The sequence below is a fragment of the Paenibacillus sp. IHBB 3054 genome (assembly GCF_051594305.1).
GTDB lineage: Bacteria > Bacillota > Bacilli > Paenibacillales > Paenibacillaceae > Paenibacillus_AQ.
The window spans coordinates 231,747-255,178 of the sequence record NZ_JBOFBG010000003.1 but is presented as its reverse complement, the minus strand read 5'-3'; the positions used below and the strand labels follow the sequence as shown (position 1 = coordinate 255,178).

Here is a 23,432-nt window from a genome sequence, read left to right as displayed (position 1 = left end):
CTGTATATTAGACACATACCCCCTTATTACATACCTTGACCCCGCCAGCTGCTGGCGGGGCCCTTTTTTTTGTATACGCACAATAAATGGAGGCGCGGAACGGATTCCGGGAGCGGGAAACTTTCATTTCATAGGATTCCATTCATAGGATTGCACCTCTCTACACGGCGTCTAACAAGGAGCTTGAGAAGGCTCAGTTATAGCGTTAATTTTTTTTATAAAAACCACTCTCTGATCTGTCGATTTAGGTCTATTTATGTCGATAATAATAGTGAAATAGTGCAAATTTAAAATATTCACTATCGGGAGAAGATCAGGGGAGTTCTTAGAAATCGAAGACAGAGAGGGGGGGACTTAAGTGGAGCATATCTATGGTACTCATGATAGGGTGCTTGTATTATTTTCATATGTAATTGCGGTAGCAGCTTCATATACGGTTCTAAGTCTGGCAGGGGCAGTAGGCAGATCCAAAGGGAAGAAACGTTGGCTATGGCTGATGTGCGGTGCAGTAATTATGGGCATGGGGATCTGGTCAACGCATTTTGTCGGAATGCTGGCCATATCGTTGCCGTTTCCGGTTGCTTATAATCTGAACACTGTATTGTTGTCAGTAGGGGTTTCTGTCGTTGCCTCTTTCATCGCCCTTGTCGTGATTAGCCGCTGCAAGCAGGGCATTCTTCAATTTCTTGGAGCTGGCGTATTTTCAGCGATTGGAATTTCAGCGATTCATTATATCGGCATGTCGGCGATGCAAATTAATGTGATCTATACTCCCGGATATGTAGTCCTGTCCATCCTGATAGCTTTTGTTGCATCCTACGCAGCGCTCGGGTTATTTTCCTATATTATCGATCATGGCGAAGAAGACAATCATTGGAGGAAGCTGGGCAGCGGTCTGATCATGGGAACTGCGATTGTTGGCATGCATTACACCGGTATGCTGGCAGTCCACTTTGAGCCGCGGCATCATACTGCACGGATCACCGGTGTTGTCCTGGATCAGAAATGGCTTGCCTATGTCATTGCAGGCGGGACTTTGTTCACGCTGTGGTTATCAGTTGTCGGAATGTTTATCTCCCGCCGGTTCTCGAACAAGGACACAGAGATACTGGTTACTGAGAAATGGTACAGGTCGTTATATGAAAATAACCAGGACGGCATTATCTCGATTGACCTGGACATGCGCATTATCGGATTTAATCCTGCAGCCTCAAGAATCACGGGAATCAGCTCAAGTGCCTTTAAGGATCAGAACATGATGTTCATTCTCTCGATTGTGGCTGTGGAGGAGCAGGACCGGATGCAGAAGCTGTTCTCAAGATCTTTTGCCGGAGAGGAACTGAGCTATGAAACAGCGATCATCCATCAGGACGGGCACCGGGTCGAGATTAGTGTGGTTAACGCTCCGGTTATGGTCGACGGGCAAGTGGTCGGAACCTATGTAATTGCCAGAGATGTGACAGAAGAAAAGCGGGCTAAGGAGAAAAATCATTACCTTGCTTTCCACGACGAGTTGACCGGTCTGCCGAACAGAAGAATGTTCAATGAGCTGTTGTCGCAAACCATTGAAGCGCATAGTGAAACGATGGAGCCGTTTGCTGTTATGGTTATGGATCTTGACCGGTTTAAAATCATCAACGACTCATTGGGGCATATGTACGGCGATCTGTTCCTCCAGGAAATGAGCAGCCGTATCCGGCATAGTGTGGTGAACGAGAATGTGACGCTGGCCCGGATTGGGGGAGATGAGTTTGCGATGTTGTGCCGGTTCTCCCGGAAGAACATGAATGTAACAGCCATTGCGGAGCAGATGGTTGCAGCGATTGAGCAGCCGTATCGTCTGAAAGAGCAGGATTTTTACGTTACGGTAAGCATCGGAATCGCCTTCTTTCCCTGCCATGGTCAAGATGAGGTACAGCTTCTCAAGAATGCGGACACTGCCATGTACGAGGTTAAGAATAACGGTAAAAATGATTATCAGTTTTTCTCGGACGATCTGGATGAGCAGCTGCTCCAGCGGATTGAAATGGAAGGCGATTTGAGGAAAGCGCTGGAGCGCGGCGAGTTTATTCTGTACTACCAGCCGCAAATCCGCGCGGATAACAATCAAATTATCGGAGTAGAGGCGCTGATCAGGTGGCAGCATCCGGACAAAGGGCTCCTGCCGCCTGGCCTGTTCATTTCGCATGCGGAGGAGACAGGCCAGATTGTTGAGCTCGGAAACTGGGTGCTTCGTGAAGCCTGCCGCCAAATGCGGCTATGGCAGGATGCAGGCGGCCCGCTGATTCCTGTGGCGGTGAATTTGTCGTCCCAGCAGTTCCACCAGTACAATTTGCATGGGGAGATTATGGGGATTCTGGAGGAGAGCGGGCTTGCTCCGCAGTATCTTGAACTGGAGATTACGGAAAGTATGATGATGAATGCTTCTGCATCTGCCGGAATTCTGAACAATCTGACCCGGAACGGAATTCGTATCAGCCTTGACGACTTTGGAACAGGCTATAGCTCCTTCAGTTATTTGAAATTATATCCCATTCATAAAGTGAAGATTGACCGTTCCTTCATCAAGGATATTGTCGCAAGCAGCGATGACCGGGCCATAGTGTCCACCATCATTACTATGGCAAGGCATCTGAATATGCAGGTCATAGCCGAAGGTATAGAAACCAAAGAGCAGCTGGATATTGTAGTGGAGAGCGGCTGCATAAAGGTACAGGGCTATTATTACAGCCGTCCGCTGCCGCCGGAGGAGCTGGAGGCGAATTTTCTGCTGGCGACGCAAAGCCTGTAAATACAGTTTTAAGCAAGCATGGACCTTCCGGGGTTCATGTTTTTTTGTTGTGATCAATTTTTCCAGTAAAAGGATGTCGCTAACAGCTTTTATCGTTTATGCTCAGAAAATGAACCTTTTGATGAGCCGGATTGTTAAATAGACAGATCACACAAGAAAGGAGGGGGACATGTGCAGAGCAATCGGAAGTTATTTGAAACCTACAATAAGGATGTGTATCGGACCTGCTACTACATGGTGCATGATGCCGCCGATGCCGAGGACCTGTGCCAGGAGGTGTTCATCACCGTATTCCGCAGCAAATGGGAGGATGTTAAATATCCCCGGGCATGGATTATGAAAATTGCGGTCAATACCTGCCTGAATCATCTGAAGCGTTCGCGCAGCCTGCAGAAGAAGGTGACGGAAAATCTGTATTTATGGAAAAGCCAGACAGAAACAACGGTGGAACGGACGATTGAGCAGAAAGAAACGGCGCGGGAATGGGGCGGCTATATGTCACGGCTACCTGCAAAGATCAGAGCTGTGCTGACACTGAGATATATGCATGATTTCAGCCTGGCTGAGGTTTCGGAAGCACTGTCCATTCCGGTCGGTACGGCCAAATCAAGACTGCATAAAGGCCTGAAGCTGATGAAGGACATTCTGCAGGAAGCTGGCTTTGAAGACGAAGAGCGGAGGGAAGAATATTATGAACAAACTGGAAAATACATTGAAGCGTCAACTAAATGATGAAGAAGCTGTACCTTATCCTGATTTTGGTGATATGTGGCGCAGGCTGGAGCAGGCTGGAGATACCTCTCCGGTAAGGATGAGCACAGCGGACGTCCGGGGCGGGCAACGCGTTAGAAACTGGCGCAGAATTACAATTGCCGCCTCGCTCAGTGCGCTGCTGGCGGCTGCTCCAGTATATGCCGCAATACAGTATGACTGGGGTAATCTGCTCCGTTACAGGGACGGCGTTCAGGCTGCGCTGGACCAGAATCTCGGGCAGTCGTTGGAGCAATCTATAACCAGAGACGGAGTAACGCTGACACTGCACACAGCTCTCGTAGATGAGAACCGGACAGTGATCCTGTACAGCATGGATGTCGGTAAAGGTGCGGATACAGAGATTTGGGGTGTCAAAGGGATGTCTCTTAAGGATGAGCAGGGTAACAGCAGTGAGGGAGAGTACAGCTATCAGCAGTGGGATGAAGAGAAACAGCTGTACAACGGGTACTTTGAAAGTGACTGGACACCCGGGAAGGATGAAGCCGAGGTTACCCTGACTGCATCGGCTGTACGGGCTTTAAGCCAGGCGGAGCAGGAGCTGCCGCTGAACAGCAGTTCTACGGAGCGGCAGAACTTTCCGCTAGGCATAGAGGGAATGAAGAGCGTAGAGGTCAAGCCTTTTGAGCAGAATGAGGATAAGCTGCTGTTGTCGTCAGCAGTAGCCTACGATAATCCGGAGGCCAAGGAATGGACCTTTCCGATGATTGTGGCTTACAAAGGAGACACCCGGGTAGATCCAATTCCTGGGGGGGCGATGGGTACACCGGGGGATAACGGAGAATATACGATGAAACAGTATTTTAAGCCTTCCGAAATTTCCGGCGGAAACACTATCTTTAAACTTCAATATACTAAGGTGGAACAAACCATCGCCGGACCGTGGTCCTTTGATCTGAAGCTAAGCAAAAAGCTGATGGAGAGCGGGACGATCAAGACGGCGCTGAATGCACCGCTGGAAGCGGGAGATACCATGCACACCTTTGAACAGATGGTTGTTACACCTACGCAGATTCGTGTAACTCTAAGGGCGAAGGAGAAGCATGAGCAGCTGCCTTATTATAAATATAATCTTGAAGTAGGCGGCACTACACTAGAGGGGAGCCTGTTCCGGTCTCCGAATGATGATCCATTCCTGACCACACTTGGATTTGAGCGCCCATCCGGTCTTGTTATAGACGAGCAAACTGATATTACCTTTGTGGGGAAATATAAAGTTACCACTCATGAGGATGATAAGACCCCGCTGCTTCTGAAAAATATTTCTGCAGAAAAACAAACAGTGATTGGGGACACTGGTGGTTACGAGGTGAAGTGGACCTACTATATGCAGGGAAATGACCTTTATGTGGAGACGGAAAGTGATGACCCACATTTCGGCGGAGTCAACCAGACTCATATCGGCTTGGGTAACGAGCGTATTCTGGGCAGACCGGAAACTATCAATTTTGCGGGAGACGGAAATAATAAAGCTATTGATATCTATAAGGATTACAAAGGAACAGAGGCTTCTATTTATATGTTCTATTATACGACTGATGAACCGGATAAGGAGACGCGGGTACAGCTGCAGCCTTAATCCTCCGGTCACGAAAGGCTCCCCGCCCTAACCTAACGGCGGGGGGCTTTTTGTGCTGATACGATAAAAATAAGATATTATATTCTATAAGATGCTTGTCAAAGGAGAGAATGAAGCTTGGAGATAACCCGCTGTTCCTGGGTCAATGAGGATCCGCTGTATATTGCTTATCACGATGAGGAATGGGGCAAACCGCTGTATGATGACCGGAAGCTGTTCGAGCTGTTGATGCTGGAGGGGATGCAGGCCGGACTAAGCTGGTACACCGTCTTGAAGAAGCGGGAGCATTTCCGCAAAGTATTCGACGAATTTGATCCGGTGAAAATTGCGGAATATGATGAAGCCAAAATTACCGCTTTGCTGGGCGATCCGGGCATTATCCGCAACCGCCTCAAGATTAACTCGATCATCCGGAATGCGGCTGTGTATTTGCAGATCGTCCAGGAGGAGGGCGGCTTTGCGGACTATCTCTGGAGCTTTACCGGGGGTGTGCCGGTAATTAATAACTGGAAGAGCAGAGCGGAAGTGCCGGCTACAACCTCCCAGTCAGATCAAATGAGCAAAGCGCTGCGTAAAAAAGGCATGAAGTTTGTCGGCTCAACCATTTGCTACGCGTTTATGCAAGCTTCTGGAATGGTGGACGATCATACACAGGAATGCTTTTGCCGCAGCAAAAGTCAGCTTTCCGGAAGCTGATCCGCAGTTTGGCGCTACCCGGGGAAGAAATGGTATACTGTTAAGCAGCGCTCACAAAACTATTAGTATATGCTTCCGAAGCCAGTTTTGTTCGAAGAATAACCACGTAAGCTGCGCTCACAAAACCTTTAGGAGGATCCACAAAGATGTTATGGCATGAACTGACAGTACATACAACAGAAGAGGCGCAGGAGATGATTTCCAATCTGCTGTATGAAGCCGGTGCAGGCGGTGTTTCCATCGAGGAATCCGGAACCCTGAATAAGGTACGGGATACACGTTATGGTGAATTATACGACGAGCCGCTGAATGATATCCCTGAAGGGGAAGCGGTGATTAAAGGATATTATGCCGAAACCGTCCCGATGGATGCCATTATCGAAGAGCTGGCTCCACGGATCGAAGAGCTGAGAGAGTTCGGGATTGATCCCGGCAAAGCACTGATTTCGTGGAAAACTGTGGATGAAAATGATTGGGCGCATGCCTGGAAGCAGTATTTCAAGCCGCTTCGCGTATCGGACCGGCTGACGATTAAGCCCACCTGGGAGGAATATACCCCTGCCGGCCCGGAAGAAAAAATTATTGAGCTTGATCCCGGCATGGCATTTGGAACCGGAACGCATCCAACGACAGCACTGTGCCTGCGGGCACTGGAGAAACATATCAGCGGCGATGAGGAAGTGATTGACGTTGGAACGGGCTCCGGCATTCTTGCTGTAGGCGCGGTGCTGTTAGGTGCCAAGTCTGTACTGGCGCTGGATCTGGATCCGGTGGCTGTGGAAAGTGCCCGCGAGAATGTGGCGCTGAACCGGCTGCAGGAATCCATTACGGTAAAAGAAAGCGACCTGCTGTCACTGCTCGGCGGTGAAGGCGCGGCAGATACGGCGGCGGGAGATATGTGGCCATCGGCAAGATCCGGCCATACGGACGCGCAGCAGGCTGTTCCAGCGAAGCCAAAAGCTGAAGACAGTCTTGGTGTCACACTGCCGGTGAAGGTTGTGGTCGCCAATATTTTGGCAGAGATCATCGTGTTGTTCACCGATGATGTCTACCGTGCCCTGCAGCCGGGTGGCCTCTATATCACCTCCGGCATTTATAAAGATAAGGAAGGGCTCGTGGCGCAGGCGCTGGAGTCGTCCGGGTTTGAGATTAAGGAAGTATCCCGTGAAGAAGATTGGGTGGCCTTTACAGCCGGAAAGAGGTAGAAATGGATTTTTTGGATGAAATTTTAGTAGTACCCCTGCAGCAGCTTCCGTTTTTCCTGATTACACTGGTGATTGCATTTACCGTGCATGAATTCGCCCACGCCTATTTTGCCAACAAATTTGGTGACCCAACCGCAAGGCTGCTGGGCCGCATGACGCTGAATCCCGCAGTGCATTTCGATTTATTCGGTATCATCCTGCTGCTCATTGCCGGCTTCGGCTGGGCACGTCCGGTTCCGGTGAACCGCGACAACTTCAGACGCCCCCGCCTGATGGGGGTTATCGTGTCTGCAGCCGGTCCGATCAGCAATCTGCTGCTCGGTATTCTCGGTACTCTAGTATATGCCGCCCTGCATGCCAGCGGCGCCATTGAGTCCATTACGAATGAACAGCTGCTGCGGGCGGTGTACTGGTTCTTTGGCATGTTCATTCAATTTAATTTCTTCCTATTCCTGTTTAACTTAATTCCGCTGCCTCCGCTGGACGGCTACCGGATCGTAGAGGATGTGGCACCGCGTCCGATCCGTGCAAAATTACAGCAGTATGAGCAGTGGACGGTCTTTATCTTTTTGCTTATCATCTTTATCCCCGGCCTGCGTGCCTACACGATCGAACCGCTGAACAGCTGGGCACTGCAAATCGGGAACGACTTTTTCCGGTTGTTCTTCAATCTGTTTGGAGGGTAAAGCCTGAACAGGGGCTGTTCACAGGCAGGCAAACGTTGTATGATGTAATGTGAATTTTTAGACGGTTTACAAGTGAGTAGAGCGGCGGCTGGAGACCTGAACAGCAGGATCGCCGCCGCTTTTACGCTGAATAATGGATAGGATGAGGATGAAGATGCAGCGTTATTTCGTAGCACCGGAGCAGTTCGGCCCGGAACAGGTAACCATTGACGGCGAGGATGCCCGCCATATTGCCAAAGTGATGCGCGGCAAAGCCGGAGACAAGCTAATAGTCAGCGACGGCGTTTCCCGCGAGGCGTTGGTGGAGATCTCTTCGATTGAGATCGGCGAGATTATAGTAGACATACTGGAATCTCTGGAGATGGCGCATGAGCCGCGGATCAAGATTACGGTGGCCCAGAGTCTGCCGAAGGGAGACAAGCTGGAAACCGTCATTCAGAAGTGCACCGAAATCGGTGCGGTGGCTTTTGCCCCGTTCCTCTCAGAGCGCACGATAGTGCAGTATGACGAGCGCAAGGAGAATAAGAGGCTGGAACGCTGGCGCAAGATTTGCAAGGAGGCAGCGGAGCAGGCACACCGTAATATAGTGCCGGCCGTGCATGCGCCTTTGAGCTGGAAACTGCTGCTGCAAAGCTTCCGCGACTATGATGCCGTTTACTTTTGTTATGAGAAGGAAGAAGGACTGCAGCTGCGGAGCGCCGCCGCACCATGGTTGTCTGCGCTGGCGCCGGAATCGCCGGGCCGGGTAATGATCGTTGTCGGTCCTGAAGGCGGCTTCAGCCCGGAGGAATGCCACGCGGCCGAAGAGGCCGGAGCGGTACCGGTAGGCCTTGGGCGGCGTATTCTGCGCTGCGAGACGGCCGGCATGGTCGCTGCAGCCTGCATCCTGTATGAATCCGGAGAAATGGGGGGAGCTTGAACAATGCCATCCGTAGCATTTTATACTTTAGGTTGTAAAGTGAATTTCTATGACACTGAAGCCATCTGGCAGCTATTCAAAAATGAAGGTTACGAGCAGGTTGATTTCGAAGGGCCCGCCGACGTATATCTAATCAACACCTGTACGGTAACCAATACCGGCGACAAGAAAAGCCGCCAAATGATCCGCCGCGCCGTGCGCCGCAACCCGGAGGCTATCGTTGCCGTAACGGGCTGCTATGCGCAGACCTCACCCGGCGAGATCCTTGATATTCCCGGGGTCGATCTCGTGATCGGCAACCAGGACCGTGAACAGATTATGATTCACGTTAAAAATATCCAGGGGTCCCGCCAGCCGGTGAATGCCGTCCGCAACATTATGAAGACGCGTGAATTCGAAGAGCTGGATGTGCCGGGTTTTGCCGACCGGACGCGGGCGTTTATGAAAATCCAGGATGGCTGCAACAACTTCTGCACCTTCTGCATCATTCCGTGGTCGCGCGGGCTGTCGCGCAGCCGCGATCCGAAATCGATTGTCGCCCAGGCGCATCAGCTGGTGGAGGCCGGCTATAAGGAGTTTGTTCTAACCGGAATTCATACCGGAGGTTATGGCGACGATCTGGAGAATTACCGTCTCGCCGATTTGCTGTGGGAGCTGGATAAGGTGGACGGGCTGGAGCGGGTACGTATCAGTTCGATTGAAGCCAGCCAGATTGACGATAAATTGCTTGAGGTGCTGAACCGCAGCTCCAAGATGTGCCGTCATCTGCATATTCCGCTGCAGGCCGGACATAACGAGGTGCTCAAAGCGATGCGCCGCAAATACACCACCGAAGAGTATTATGCCAAGATGGAGCTGATCCGCCAGGCGATGCCGGATGTCGGGATCACCACCGACGTTATTGTCGGATTCCCCGGCGAGACCGAGGAAATGTTCCGCGCCGGCTATGATTTCATGAAGGCCGTGAACTACTCCGAGATGCATGTCTTCCCGTATTCGAAGCGCACAGGCACTCCGGCGGCACGAATGCTGAACCAGGTTGACGAGGAAATTAAGAACGTCCGCGTACAGGAACTGATCGACCTATCCGAGGAGATGCAGCTTGCCTATGCGCGCAGGTTCGTCGGCAAGACATTGTCTGTTATTCCTGAACGGTCGGCCAAAGGGGCCCCAGGCCGCAGCACACAGCACGGCTTCAGCGACAATTACCTGCAGGTTTTCTTCAGCGGCGATGATTCGCTGCAGGGACAGCTTTGCGAGGTGAAGATTACGGAAGCTGGCGTTAATGAATGCGGCGGGACTCTGGTTGGCATGTCACAAGCTGGCCTGAAACAGGCGGTCCGCCAATAAATACAGCTTGGAACCAAGGATTTCGTCCCCTGCAAGGGATGAAGTCCTTGTTGTTTGTTGGGGGACATGTTTGCAGCAGACTGGATCATAAGAGCCTGCCGCGCGTATGCGAATCATTCTGAATTTCAACATGAGGCGCTGGTACTGGAACATGTGGGAAACACTGGTTATAAAGTCCCTAATTGGGCTTTTAAGACCCCTGATTTCAAGAAAAGTTAAAGTCTTCAGTGCTAAATGTCGATAGTAGTGGAAGAGTGTGGGAATGTACCCTCCCAGAACAACATCACAATGAAGGAGAGAAATGATGACTGTGAACAGGAAAATGACGAAGTTGCTTCTCATCATAGCGCTGCTGGCTACCGTAGTATTTCCGGTAAGTGTCTTTGCAGAAAAGGGAGATATCAACTCGATTGAGTTTGAGAGTTCGGCCAAATTGGATCTCGTAGTCGGCCAGACACCGAAGCAATTGAAGGTGTTCGCCAATGTAGAAGGTTCTTCTTCCAAGAGAGATGTAACGGGTGCGGTGACCTGGAATTCTTCCAATACCACTGCTGTAAAGGTTGTAAACGGCCTTTTGACGCCGTTTGACAGTGGCACGGCTATTATTACAGCTACTTATAATAGCATGCTTACTACGATTGAAGTTTCTGTGACTCATCCATTCAAGGATTTGAAGATTGAGCATAAAGAAGGCAACTATAAGCTGGGAGACAGTGAAGAGAAGCGGACTATCAAAGCTAAGGTACTCGGAGGAAAGTCCATCACCGAAGCGACTGATGTTACGAAAGATGTTGAATGGTCCAGCTCTGACACCAATGTATTGACGATATCGGATGGTAAAGTCAACCTTCTTAAAGAAGGTAAGGTAACGATCACTGCGAAATACAAAGGCCTGACGGCTACATATAAGACAGAAGTTGAAATGGCTTTTACCGACATCGACATCAAACAGAACGATAAGGTTGTGAAGGATGTCGAGACCCTTATGGGGGATAGCGCGATTAAGCTGACGGCAACTACCAAAGCCGCTACCCAAGCGGAGTCTGAGGACGTGACGGCTAAAGTCGACTGGAGTTCTTCAAATACTGCTGTAGCTACCGTCAAGAACGGAGAACTCAAGGTTCTGGCTACGGGTAAGACTGTAATCACGATTGCTTATCTGGGTGTGAAAGCTTCCGTAGACGTATACGTCCGCTCGTCGTATGAAGCGATTCTATTGACGCCTTCCAAGGAACAGAAGCTGTTCATGGGTGAAGTGCTGGATGTGAAGGCTGAGGTCAGAGATGCTGCCAACTCTACGCTGAATGTATCCCAGAACGCCACCTGGACATCCAGTGATCAACTGGTAGCCACAGCCAAATCCGAAGCAGACGCTGCGGACATTACGGCTAAGGGTGTGGGCGACTCTACTATCAAAGCGGAGTATAAAGGTGTCAGTAGAGAGATTAAGCTGAAAGTGCTTCCGACCATCACGGCCATAGAGGTTGAGAAAGCAGAGAATGAAAAGTCCGAAAAGGAAATGTTCAAAGGTGACACTTTAAGCTTGCCTAAGGTAAATGGCACCAAGCTCGACGGTACCAAACTTGAACTGAGCCAGGAGATAGAGTGGACTTCTGACAATGCAGAAGTTGCTACCATCAAGGATGGCAAGATTGAAGGTAAAGCAGCCGGTACAGTTACACTGATCGGTAAAATTAAAGAAGGCAACGTCAGTGCCTCAAAAGCGGACATCCGCAACAAGAGCGTTGAATATAAGCTTACTGTTCTGGATAAAGTGCTGGTGCTGATCGGGCCTGAGGACAACCTGGTGGTTGTTACAGGCGAAGAGAAGGCTATGCCTTCAGTTAAAGTAGTTATGGAAAACGGCGATGAGCGTGAGACCTCCGACAAGATTACTTGGGAGATTACGGGCACGAATGCCGTGATCAAATCAGGCACAAGCGGAAAAACGGTCAGAGGATTGGTAAAGGGCAGTGCAAGCCTAAAAGGGACCTATGCCAACAAGACAATCACCATTCCGGTGACCATTGAGCAAAAGATTACCAAGCTTGAAGTTGAGCCGGCATCGCTGGAGATGAACATTAAAGCCTCCAAATCGGTAAAAGTAACAGCTTATTACTCCAACGGAAAAACAGCCAACTTCTCGAATACGATTAATTGGGAATCCTCCAATCCGGCAGCAGCGACTGTCAAGGGCGCTTCCGTGAAGGCCGTGGCTGAAGGCACAACTACGTTAACGGGATCTTATCAGGGTATTAACGTCAGCCTCAAGGTCAACGTGATTCCCAAGCTGACCAAGCTGACAGTGAATGAATCACGCCTGAAGATGGCTCCGGGAGGCAACCAGACCGTTGTGGTAACCGCCTTGTATGATACTGGTAAAACGGCAGACGTGACTGGTCTGATAACCTGGACCAACTCGAAGCCGTCTGTAGCCAAGCTCTCCTCAGGCAGCATCACAGCGCTGGCCAAGGGAAGCACTTCTTTCAAAGGCAAATACAATAACAAGACCGTGACAATTTCGGTTAAAGTCAAGTAGCAGCAACAAACTGCTGTATGCAAAATCAAAGAAAGACCAAAGAACTGCAATGCCGCCTTGGGGCACTTTGCAGTTCTTTTTTTTCTGGTGCGCTCGACATTTCGTCTTTGCATTAGATGAAAAGGCTCAATTGAAGTATAATAGTACAGCGATAGCGCATGCGTCCGGGGATAGCCCGATCGGCCATGCGCATGTTCTCACGGCTGGAGCCGGCTTTCCAGCCTGGACCATAAGGGAAGGTAGCACAACGGGAGAGCCAACAGCGAGCAGACCACATTGAAGATCGTCTGGGCATGGGCGAGCTGTGCGGCGGGACCGCCGCCGATCCAGGCGGCGAGGCTCTGCAGCGGCCCTATAAAGGGCAGGAACAGCAGTGCGCCGCCTACGTTGAGCGCCACATGCGACCAGGCGACGAATACCCCGGAAGGCGAGCCGCCGATTGCGGCAATTACGGCGGTGACACAGGTGCCGACATTTGCGCCAAGCACGATGGCGATGCCCAGCTCCGGCGGCATCACGCCGGTGGAAGCCAGGCCCATCGCCATCCCGATGACCGCCGCGCTGCTGTGCAGCATTGCGGTCAGACAGGCTCCGGCGGCAAGCCCCCAGAGAGCGCTGGTGGCAGCATGACCAAGGAACCAGCGGAACAGTCCGCTGGCTTGCAGCGCGGGGCTGATCGACTGCATGACGGCGATGCCCCACAGGACAAGCGCGAAGCCGGCCACTGCCAGGCTGATGAACTGGAGCGGCCCGGAGAATTTACGGCAGGCTTCCGCCGCCCGCCAGAAGTAGGGCGGCAGCTCGCCGATCATGACTGCCGCGGCCCAGACGCAGAGCGAGGCAGCCAGCAGCGGCGTGGCCATCGTGCTGATCTGCAGTCCAATCAGCTCGGTGGTTAAGCAGGTGCCAATGTTGCTGCCGAGAATGATGCCCAGGGTCCGGGCATAGGTAAGTAGGCCGGCATTGACCATGCCGATGGTCAGCACCGTGACGGCAGTACTGCTCTGCAGCAGTGCCGACAGCAGACTGCTGGCTATGAGGCCTTTTACTGGCGTAGATGTGGCCTTATGCAGGCCTCGGGATAGCAGGGGTCCAGCAAGCCGCGACAGCGCGGCTTCCATAAGCTTCATGCCGGCAAGAAAGATAACTAGACCATATATAATAGGGAACAGCAGGTCATGGATCATAAGGACAGGCTCCTTTGAACGGGGGTTGTACACCAATATATGAAAGCATTGCAGTGGACATGTATGAAATCATTAACAAGAACAGGGAGTTGAAGTCATTGGCATCGGTTATTCTGGAACGAAACCGCAAGAAAAGACTGGAGCAGGGGCATCCGTGGGTCTACGCCAGCGAGGTGGCCTCGGTGGATGGAGATCCGCAGGCAGGCGGATTGGTGGATGTGCTAAATCACCAGGGGCGTTTTTTGGGTGCAGGTTATTATAATCCGGCTTCGCAAATCCGGGTGAGAATTCTCTCCCAGAGTCCGCTGGCCGTCATGGATACGGCCTTTTTCGCAGAGCGGTTCTCAAGCTGCCTGCAGCATCGGGAACGTTTTCTGCCGGGAGCAGACGCGTACCGGCTTGTGTACGGCGAAGCTGATTTTCTGCCCGGCCTGATTGTTGACCGTTTCGGCGAGATTCTTGTCGTTCAGCTCTTGACGCTGGGCATGGATCTGCGCCGCGCCGAGATTGTGGAGGCACTGGTGCAAGTGATGAATCCACGCGGGATTTATGAGCGCAGTGACGTTAGTGTCCGGGAGCTGGAAGGCTTGGAGCAAAGAACCGGAGTGCTCTACGGGGAATGTCCGCGCCACATTACTGTAAGCGAGAACGGTCTGAAGGTAATCGTGGATATCGAGGAAGGCCAGAAGACGGGCTACTTTTTCGACCAGCGCGAGAATAGAGCCTCCATCGCTCCGCTGATCAAAGGCTGGGGCGGCCGCAGCGGAATTACGCTGCAGGAGATCGAGACGGATGAAGGTCTGGTTCAGACCCTGCCGGTGAACAAAAGCGGCAAGCCGGTCACCTTCCCGTATTGGGACGGTGCGACAGTGCTGGAATGCTTCGCGCATACGGGCAGCTTCACACTGCATGCCTGCAAATACGGAGCCAAAAAGGTTACCTGCCTCGACGTATCCGCCCACGCAATCGAAAGCGCCAAGGCCAATGTGGAACTGAACGGATTCACGGACCGTGTGGAATTTGTGGTGGATGATGCTTTTGCTTTTCTGCGCAATCAGGTCAAAGGGCTGGAAGAGCGGACGGAGCGGGCAACCGGTGCAGGAGAGGCTAAGACGGTAGCGAAGCCGGCGGCTAAGGCCGATACGGCAAAGCCGATGACCGCTGGCGGCGGACGCACATGGGATGTCGTCATTCTGGATCCGCCGGCGTTTGCCAAAACCAAAAGTGCTGTTGCCGGTGCCTGCCGTGGTTACAAGGATATTAACCTGCACGGCATGAAGCTGGTCAATGAGGGCGGTTATTTGGTGACGGCAAGCTGCTCCTACCACATGCAGCCGCAACTGTTCCTGGATACCATCGCCGAAGCGGCGAAGGATGCCGGTAAGGTCCTGAGACTGATTGAATGGCGGGCCGCGGGGAAAGACCATCCGCAAATTCTCGGTGTCGACGAAGGGCATTATCTGAAATTTGCCATATTCGAAGTGCGCAGCAAGAAATAACGAACCCGGCCCCTAGGCCGGCTCTGCGGGAGTCTCTGTAAAGAGGCTCTTTTTTTCATTTTTCATTGATAATCATTCTGGCGTTCTCCTCCTAAGAAGAGGCGGCCCGGTGGCTGGAACCGCTGCTGATGAAGAAAGGGGAGGGCAGCAGGAAGTGAAGCTGGACCATGCTTATTTATGAATATTACCGTAAATGATCAAGAGACTGCCGCAGCTTAAAAATGCGGCAGTCTCTTTGTACTGTACATGCGGATATCCACCCGCTGAAACTTGAAAACAATGGCAAACGTATGTTCCGTTTGGAAGAGATATGCTATAATGTTGGGACGGATTCATCAACCGGGTTTAGAAATTTGATACCGGTTGTATTCATAGATTTGGCCACGGAAGGAGTCTACTGCAATGACGGTAAACTTTTTGATAGGCCGCTCGGGCAGCGGCAAGACAACAAGAATATGGGAAACGGTATCCTCAAAGCTGGAGTCTGAGCCGCTGGGCGCACCGATCATTGTACTTGTTCCGGAGCAGGGCTCGTTCGGGGCGGAGAGAGGCCTGCTGGCAGCAGGCAGCGTGAAGGGCAGCATCCGGGCCCAGACCTTGAGCTTCTCGCGGCTTGCATTCCGGGTGAAGCAGGAGACCGGGGGCAGCGCCAGTCTGCCCATCAGCGAGGAAGGCAAAAAAATGCTGATATACAAGATCATCAACCGCCGCAAGGAAGAACTGAAGCTGTTCGGCGCTTCAAGCGACAGACTGGGCTTTGTGGAACGGCTCAGCGCACTGCATACCGAGCTGAAACGCTGCTGCCTGGGTGCTTCCGATCTGGAAGAACAGCTGGCAAGAATGCGTGAGGCCATAGGAAGCAGTCCGATTCTGGCCGGCAAGCTGGATGATCTGCATATTGTATTCAGCGAGTTGGAGCAGGAAATGTCACAGCTGTATATAGATCAGGAAGACCGGCTGGCTGAACTGGCGGAGCATATTGCGGATTCCTCTTACATAAGAGAAGCCGAGATCTGGGTAGACGGGTTCCATGGTTTTACCCCGCAGGAATTTATGGTGCTGCGCGAACTGATGCAGCATGCATCAAGGGTGACAGTGGCCCTTACGCTTGACCGGATTTATCCAACGGGGCTGCAGCCGCATGAACTGGAGTTGTTTCACCCCTCCGCAGTTACGTATATCAAGCTGCGCGGGATGGCCGAAGAGCTGGGCCTTGCGGTCTGGGACGAGCTGCTGGCGCCGCCTGTGCTTCCGCGTTTCGCCGGAAGTCCGGCCTTGGCCCACCTGGAACGCGGATTTCACCGCCGCAGCCGCTGGAGCGGCGATATCGGGCAGGCCGCGGAAGCCATCACGATCAGCGCTGCCGTCTCGCATAGAACAGAGGTCGAGGGCGCGCTGCGTGAAATGATCAGGCTGGCCCGGGATGAAGGGGCGGAGTACGGCGAGATGGCTGTATTCATGCGCAATATTTCAGATTATGAGCAGCTGATTACCCCGTTGTTTCAAGACTATGGCGTCCCGTTCTTCCTGGACCAGAAGGTGAATGAGCTGCATCATCCGCTGGTGGAATTTGTACGGTCCGCACTTGATGTGGTGCGCCGCCGCTGGCGGTATGAGGATGTGTTCCGCTGTGTGAAGACCGAGCTTCTGCTTCCGCTTGACGGCAGTATTACCCGCGAGGATATGGACGCGCTGGAGAATTATGTGCTGGCCTGCGGCATCCATGGATACCGCTGGACCGACGGACGTTCCTGGAAAGGAATCCCCAGTCTTTCGCTGGAAGGCAGCCGGATTGTGGATGAGGAGTTGCTTCTGAAAATGGAGCGGTGCCGGGAGTGCATTACCGGTCCGCTGTATGCTTTTGAGAAAAGAGTCAAGAAGAGCCGCAGTGGTCTGGAGCTATGTACAGCGGTGTACCTTCTGCTCCGGGAGTCGGATACCGCCCGGAAGCTGGAGAAGCTGAGCAGAGAGGCGCTTGAGCTGGGACAGCCGGAACGTGCGCGGGAACACAGCCAGCTATGGGATGCAGTGCTCGATTTGCTGGATCAGATCGCGGAAATGATGGGATCGGAGAGAATGGAATTTGAGCTGTTTGCCGGGGTGCTGGAGACCGGACTCAGCGAGCTTAAGATGGGTTTGGTTCCGCCTGCCCTGGATCAGGTGCTGGTCGGAAGCATGGACCGGACGAGGGTTTCAGGTGTGAAATATGCTTTCCTGCTGGGATTCAACGAAGGGGTTGTCCCTGCACAGTTTAAAGAGGACGGCATCCTGTCCGAGGGAGAACGGCTGCTGCTGGAGAACAGCGGAATGGAGCTGGCTCCGGGGTCCTCGCGCAAGCTGCTCGATGAGCGCTTCCTGATCTATGGCGCGCTGACAACGGCCAGCACCAGACTGTGGATCAGCTATGCCACAGCCGATGATGAGGGCAAAGCGCTGCTGCCTTCGGAAATCATCCGCCAGCTGCATGGCATGTTCCCGGATGCTTTGCAAGAACGTTCCCTTTCCGGGTTCCCCGCAGCGGTGTCTCCTGACGAAGCCGATGCAGGTGAAGCTTTGCACCTGGGTTTTGTGGGGCATCCCGGACAAAGTCTGCGCATGCTGATTATGCAGCTGCGCCAGTGGCGGCAGGGAGTGGAAATCCCCGGACTGTGGTGGGATGTCTATAACTGGTTCACGGAGGAGGAGCATTGGAGTCCGAAGCTGCAGCTGCTGCTGGGTTCGCTGTTCTACCGCAATGACGGCATTCCGCTCAAGCGGGAGACCAGCCTCCGTCTATACGGAGGCAGAACACTGCGCGGCAGCGTGTCGCGTATGGAGAAGTTCGTTGCCTGCTCCTTCTCCCATTTTGCTTCATACGGCTTAAGGCTGAAAGAACGCCAGCTCTACAAGCTGCAGGCGCCGGACATTGGACAGCTCTTCCATGCCGCGCTAAGCGATATGGCCAAGCGGCTGCAGGAGCAGGGCCGCGGCTGGGGGAGCTTGACGGCTGAGGAATGCCGCCGGGAAGCCGGAGAGACAGTAGACAAGCTGTCACCGCTCCTGCAGGGCGAAATTCTGATGAGCAGCAAACGCTACGGATACATTTCCCGCAAACTGAAGAATATTGTCGGCCGCGCTTCCGTGATCCTCGGCGAGCATGCCCGCCGGGGCAGCTTCGAGCCGGTGGGGCTGGAGCTGGACTTTGGCCCGGGTAAAGATCTCCCGCCGCTGAGAATTACATTGCCTAACGGCTGTGTAATGGAGGTGGTGGGCCGGATTGACCGTGTCGATATGGCCGAAGGAGAGCATGGAGTTCTGTTGCGGGTTATCGACTATAAATCAAGCCAGAAGGATCTTAAGCTGCATGAGGTGTACTATGGGCTGTCGCTGCAGATGCTGACTTATCTCGATGTGCTGCTCACCTATTCCGAGCAGTGGCTGGGCAAGGCTGCGCTTCCGGCAGGAACCCTGTATTTCCATGTGCATGATCCGCTGCTTTCGTCGCCAAACGGGTTGAACCGTGAGCAGGCGGAGCAGGAGCTTCTGAAACGGTTCAAAATGAAGGGTCTGCTGACTGCGGACCGTGAGGTCGTTTCACTAATGGATACTACGCTCGATAAAGGGCATTCCTCAATTGTGCCGGTAGCGCTGAAGAGCGACGGCAGCTTTTACAGCAGCGCCTCTGTAGCCACGCCGGAGCAGTGGGGGCATTTGCTGTCCTCGGTGCGGAGCAATATTTCCGATATCGGGACGCGGATTACGGAAGGCGATGTGGCGATCCAGCCATACCGGATTCAGCAGGAAACAGCCTGCACGTTCTGTTCCTTCCGGCCGGTATGCCAGTTTGACGAGGCTGTGGAGGGCAATGGCTATAACAATCTTGCCAAGCCGGGCAAAGACGTGATTTGGGATCTGCTGTCCCATAAAGGAGGAGAGAAGCCGTGAGTATTAGAGCTGAAATAGAGGCCAAGCCGGAAGGCAGCCTGTGGAGCGATGATCAATGGCGCGCTATTGCCGAGAGCGGCGATGATATTCTGGTTGCGGCAGCGGCAGGCTCCGGCAAAACAGCCGTACTGGTCGAGCGGATCATCCGCAAGATCAGCAACGAGGAGAACGGCTTCAGCGTGGACCGGCTGCTGGTGGCCACCTTCACGAAGGCAGCAGCCTCTGAGATGCGGCAGCGGATCCGCGAGGCACTGGAGCGGAAGCTGGAGGAGCAAGAGGGGGCGGAAGAGGGCGGAGCAGCGGACAATGACTACTTGCGCCGCCAGCTTGCCTTGCTGGGGAGAGCGTCGATCACGACCCTGCATTCCTTTTGTCTGGAAGTCATCCGGCGTTATTATCAGCAGATCCCCATTGACCCCGGATTTCGGATTCTGAATGAGCACGAGGCGGAGATGATGCGCCAAGAGCTGCTGGAGGAGCTGCTGGAAGAGAAATACGGCGAGGTCTCTGAAGACGGAGAAGATGGCATTTTCGTAAAGCTTGCAGACTGGTTCAGCGGCGAGCGTACCGATGATGCGGTGCATGCGCTGGTCCAGCGGCTGCATGATTTTGCCCGCAGCCATCCCTGGCCGGCACAGTGGCTGAGGGATACTGCGGCTGATTTCTCGCTGCCGGACACGGAAGCTTTGAGCCGTACGGCTTGGGTGCAGAGCATTCTTGCCGAGGCGAAGCTTACGCTGGACGGCGCGGCCAGCCAGCTTATTCAGGGGTATGAAATCGCCTTGCAGCCCGGCGGACCGGCTCCCTATGCGGAGAATCTGACTGCGGATCTGGAAATGGTCCGGGCGCTGCAGAATGATCTGCTAAATAAACCCTGGGCAGAGCTCTATAATATTTTCATAGAGATATCCTTTGGCAAGCTTAAGGCTTGCAAGAAGGATGCAACCGATCCCGGACTGCAGGAGACGGTCAAGGAGCTGCGGGACAATGTGAAGAAGAGCCTGCTGGAGCTGCAAAAATCGCTGTTTGGGCGTCCAGCCGAGGTTTTTCTGGCGGAGCTGCATGAGGCGGCTCCGCTGATGCAGGAACTCGCTGAGACGGTCATCGAGTTCGGTGAACGTTACCGGATCGAGAAAGCAGGCCGCGGTCTGGTCGATTTCAGCGATCTGGAGCATTACTGCCTGCAGATTCTGCGCCATCCTGATTCTGCGCCGGGCCATTCGCTGCCATCGGATGCGGCAATGGAATACCGCGAGCAGTTCGACGAGGTACTGCTGGATGAATACCAGGATACGAACAGCGTACAGGAAGAGATCGTGCGGCTTATCTCCCGCGAATCGCCGGGCAACCGGTTTATGGTCGGCGACATGAAGCAGAGTATTTACCGCTTCCGCCTGGCGGAGCCGGGGCTGTTTCTGGACAAGTATCTCAGCTTTGGTGCGTCAAATAACGGGGCTGGCCGAGAGGGGATTCTCGGAGATGAGAAAGAGCAGGGCGGAGCAGCTGCTGCCCGGGGCTCGGTGATCGATCTGGCGCGTAATTTCCGCAGCCGGATGGAAGTTGTGAATGCCGTCAATATGATTTTTCGCCAGATCATGAACAGGACCGTTGCAGAGATCAGCTACGATGAGCGTGCCGAACTGGTCTACGGGGCGAATTTCCCGGGAGCGGAGGAGAACCGGCCGGATACTTATTTCGCGCCGGAGCTGCTGCTGATTGACCGGGGGACTGCACCGGCGGGCCGCATGGAGGAAGCCGCTGAAGACGGGGAGCTTCCTCCCCAGGAGAGCGAAGCCATCGAGAGCGAGACGGCGCAGCTGGAAGCGCGGGCCATTGCCCGGCGCATCTCGCAGATGACCGGGATGACCGGCGGCGCGCCGCTGCTTATCTATGACAAGTCCTTGCGTATCATGCGTCCTGTAGTGTACGGCGACATCGTTATTTTGCTGCGTTCTGCGCGGATATGGACACCGCTGATGATCGAGGAGCTACGCCTGGAAGGCATTCCGGCCTACGGCGATCAGAACAAGGGGTATTTCCAGGCAACGGAAGTGGAAATTGCCCTGTCGCTGCTGCAAGTAGTGGATAATCCCCGTCAGGATATTCCGCTGGCGGGGGTGCTGCGCTCACCAGTAGTCAATTTAAGTGAGGAAGAGCTGGCAATGGTTCGTCTGTGCAGCCCGGGTTCTTTCTATGATGCCCTGATGGCGGCTGCAGGTGACTCGACTGCGGGCAGTACCGGTGAAGTCACTAGGGCTGAACAGGAGCTTACTGCTGCGGCTGAGATTGCTGCGGCTGTATCCCCCCTTAATAACGTTCCTGCAGCTTCCGCAGAAAAATTTGAATCCGGCGCTGTAACCGGTGCGCTGCAGTTAGACGGCGCCGGATGGGGAGCCGATGAAGCAGCGGTGTCACAGATTCCGCCTGCACTGCGGAAGAAGCTGCAAGCTTTCACAGCATTATTGGAGGGTTGGAGAAATGCAGCCCGTCAGGGCAGTCTCAGTGCGTTGATCTGGCGCATCTACGGCGAGAGCGGCTACCTGGAATGGGTGGGCGGCCTACCTGGCGGATTTCAACGCCAGAACAATCTTAAAGCACTGTACGACCGGGCGGTGCAGTTCGAGAAGGATACCTCCGCGCGCGGTTTGTTCCGCTTCCTGGTGTTTATCTCCCGGCTGAGGGAGAATGGCGGCGATCTGGGTGTTGCCGGGGGAAGCGGTGAGGAAGCCGGTGGCGTCAGAATCATGACGATTCATAAATCCAAGGGCCTGGAATTCCCGGTTGTCTTTCTGGCCGGGATGGCCAAGCCCTTCAACCGGCAGGATCTGTACTCCCCGTTCCTGATGCACAAGGAGCTGGGCTTCGGTCCGCGGTTTGTGGAGCGGGAGACGCGTGTCAGCTATCCGACTCTCCCGTATCTGGCGATTAACCGCCGCTCGCGGCTGGAACTGCTGGCGGAGGAAATGCGCGTGCTCTACGTCGGGTTGACCCGACCAAGAGACAAAATGATCCTCGTCGGTACAATAAGAGATTTGCCGCGTGCCGTTTCAGGCTGGACAGGCATGCAGGGCCGCGAGGAACTGCTGCTGGCCGACCATCTGCTGGCCCGGGGCCGCAGTTATCTGGATTGGGTAGGTCCCGCTTTGATCCGTCATCCCGGCGCAGCTATTCTGCGCAAGCTGGCGGGAGCGGAAGGCACTGTCTCAACGGTGCTGCATGGCGATGTTTCCAATTGGAGCATCTCTGTACTGGCTGCTTCCGGACTTGGGTCAGGTTCTTTTGCCGGCACGGCGGACGATGCTGCAAAAGGTGAAGAACGGCGGCTTGTCCAGGATGCGCTTCGCACGGGCAGTGCACTGCGTTCACTAGGAACACCGGATGAAACAGAAATCTCCGGAAGACTGAAATGGGAGTATCCATACGCGGCAGCATCCGGCATTCCGGCCAAAACATCGGTGACGGAGCTGAAGGCCATGTTGTCTATGGAGGAACAGCCTTCCTATGACCTGCTCGAAGAAGGGTATTCTGCAAGCCGGGGTAACGGGTCTGGCCGCAGTAATGCACTGGCGGAGAGTCTCCATTTGCGCCGTCCAAAGTTTATGGAGAAGCGGGGCTTGTCAAAGGCAGAGCGTGGAACGGCGTACCATACGGTGATGCAGCATGTCCCGCTGGACGGGCCTGTGGACCGTGCTGTTCTGGAAGCTGTGATGGCGCACCTGACCCGGGTCGCTATTCTGAACGGGGAGCAGGCGGAGGCGGTTGACCTTGCCGAAGTGGAAGCTTTTTATGCCGGTGAGCTTGGGCAAAGACTGCTGGGAGCATCATGGAAGCGCAGAGAGCAGCCGTTCAGTTATATGGTTCCGGCAGGCGAAGCCTACCGGGGACTTGATTATTTTGATAGAGAGCTGTCTAATCTTTCGATGGACAACGGCCGCCGGACGCTTGACGAAGCAGTGCTGATTCAAGGGGTGGTTGACTGTCTGTTCCGCGAGGAGGGACGGCTGATTCTGCTGGATTATAAAAGTGATGCCGTGCTGGAGCATGAAGGCGGACTGGACGGGCTGAAGGAAAAGTACCGGTTTCAGCTGGAGCTGTACAGCAAGGCGCTGAATGATATTTTAAGCGAACCGGTCAGCGAGATTTGGCTGTACTTTTTTGACGGCGGACATGCTGTGAAACTATAAATCTACTATAGAAGATAAACTGAAAAAACTAACCCAAAAGGTGAGATTGATGGAAGTTGATCTTATATCACCTATATGATGGCCGCGTGAGGGCGGGGAAAA

13 protein-coding genes are annotated in these 23,432 nt (G+C 53.6%); 12 read left to right on the top strand and 1 reads right to left on the bottom strand.

Annotated features, from left to right (window positions below):
- Positions 1-358: 358 nt before the first annotated feature.
- From ACQ76X_RS06575 to ACQ76X_RS06535, 9 genes are all read left to right on the top strand, one after another.
- Positions 359-2,791, top strand: a complete 2,433-nt coding sequence (locus ACQ76X_RS06575) for an EAL domain-containing protein (protein WP_438492408.1) — start codon at positions 359-361, stop codon at positions 2,789-2,791.
- A 171-nt stretch (positions 2,792-2,962) separates the two neighbouring features.
- Positions 2,963-3,523, top strand: coding sequence for an RNA polymerase sigma factor (locus tag ACQ76X_RS06570; RefSeq protein WP_438492407.1), 561 nt, complete (start codon positions 2,963-2,965; stop codon positions 3,521-3,523).
- Positions 3,483-5,141 (top strand): DUF4179 domain-containing protein, encoded by a 1,659-nt coding sequence (locus ACQ76X_RS06565; protein WP_438492406.1) that lies wholly within the window; start codon positions 3,483-3,485, stop codon positions 5,139-5,141. The genes ACQ76X_RS06570 and ACQ76X_RS06565 overlap by 41 nt, the downstream gene beginning before the upstream one ends.
- A 117-nt stretch (positions 5,142-5,258) precedes the next feature.
- A complete protein-coding gene (locus ACQ76X_RS06560) occupies positions 5,259-5,837 on the top strand; it encodes a DNA-3-methyladenine glycosylase I (RefSeq protein ID WP_438492404.1) in 579 nt (192 codons plus the stop codon).
- A 146-nt stretch (positions 5,838-5,983) separates the two neighbouring features.
- Entirely contained in the window at positions 5,984-7,042 is a 1,059-nt protein-coding gene (prmA, locus tag ACQ76X_RS06555; protein ID WP_438492402.1) for a 50S ribosomal protein L11 methyltransferase, read from the top strand.
- 2 nt (positions 7,043-7,044) lie between these two features.
- On the top strand, positions 7,045-7,728 hold the full coding sequence (locus ACQ76X_RS06550; protein WP_076109107.1) for a site-2 protease family protein: 684 nt from the start codon (positions 7,045-7,047) through the stop codon (positions 7,726-7,728).
- A 154-nt stretch (positions 7,729-7,882) separates the two neighbouring features.
- Complete coding sequence (locus ACQ76X_RS06545; RefSeq protein ID WP_438492400.1) at positions 7,883-8,647, top strand: RsmE family RNA methyltransferase; 765 nt, start codon at positions 7,883-7,885, stop codon at positions 8,645-8,647.
- 3 nt (positions 8,648-8,650) lie between these two features.
- On the top strand, positions 8,651-9,997 hold the full coding sequence (gene mtaB, locus ACQ76X_RS06540) for a tRNA (N(6)-L-threonylcarbamoyladenosine(37)-C(2))-methylthiotransferase MtaB (protein WP_438492398.1): 1,347 nt from the start codon (positions 8,651-8,653) through the stop codon (positions 9,995-9,997).
- 304 nt (positions 9,998-10,301) lie between these two features.
- Positions 10,302-12,536, top strand: a complete 2,235-nt coding sequence (locus ACQ76X_RS06535; protein WP_438492483.1) for a hypothetical protein — start codon at positions 10,302-10,304, stop codon at positions 12,534-12,536.
- A 197-nt stretch (positions 12,537-12,733) separates the two neighbouring features.
- On the opposite strand, the gene ACQ76X_RS06530 is transcribed toward ACQ76X_RS06535, so the two are convergent.
- Positions 12,734-13,723, bottom strand: a complete 990-nt coding sequence (locus tag ACQ76X_RS06530) for a Na/Pi cotransporter family protein (RefSeq protein WP_438492396.1) — start codon at positions 13,721-13,723, stop codon at positions 12,734-12,736.
- 98 nt (positions 13,724-13,821) lie between these two features.
- On the opposite strand from ACQ76X_RS06530, the gene ACQ76X_RS06525 reads away from it, so the two are divergent.
- The 3 genes from ACQ76X_RS06525 (at position 13,822) to ACQ76X_RS06515 (ending at position 23,330) form a co-directional block, all read left to right on the top strand.
- Positions 13,822-15,222: a class I SAM-dependent rRNA methyltransferase gene (locus ACQ76X_RS06525; protein ID WP_438492394.1), complete on the top strand. Its 1,401-nt coding sequence runs from the start codon at positions 13,822-13,824 to the stop codon at positions 15,220-15,222.
- A gap of 402 nt (positions 15,223-15,624) precedes the next feature.
- Positions 15,625-19,146 (top strand): helicase-exonuclease AddAB subunit AddB, encoded by a 3,522-nt coding sequence (gene addB / locus ACQ76X_RS06520; RefSeq protein ID WP_438492393.1) that lies wholly within the window; start codon positions 15,625-15,627, stop codon positions 19,144-19,146.
- On the top strand, positions 19,143-23,330 hold the full coding sequence (locus tag ACQ76X_RS06515; RefSeq protein WP_438492391.1) for a UvrD-helicase domain-containing protein: 4,188 nt from the start codon (positions 19,143-19,145) through the stop codon (positions 23,328-23,330). The genes addB and ACQ76X_RS06515 overlap by 4 nt, the downstream gene beginning before the upstream one ends.
- Positions 23,331-23,432: the final 102 nt, after the last annotated feature.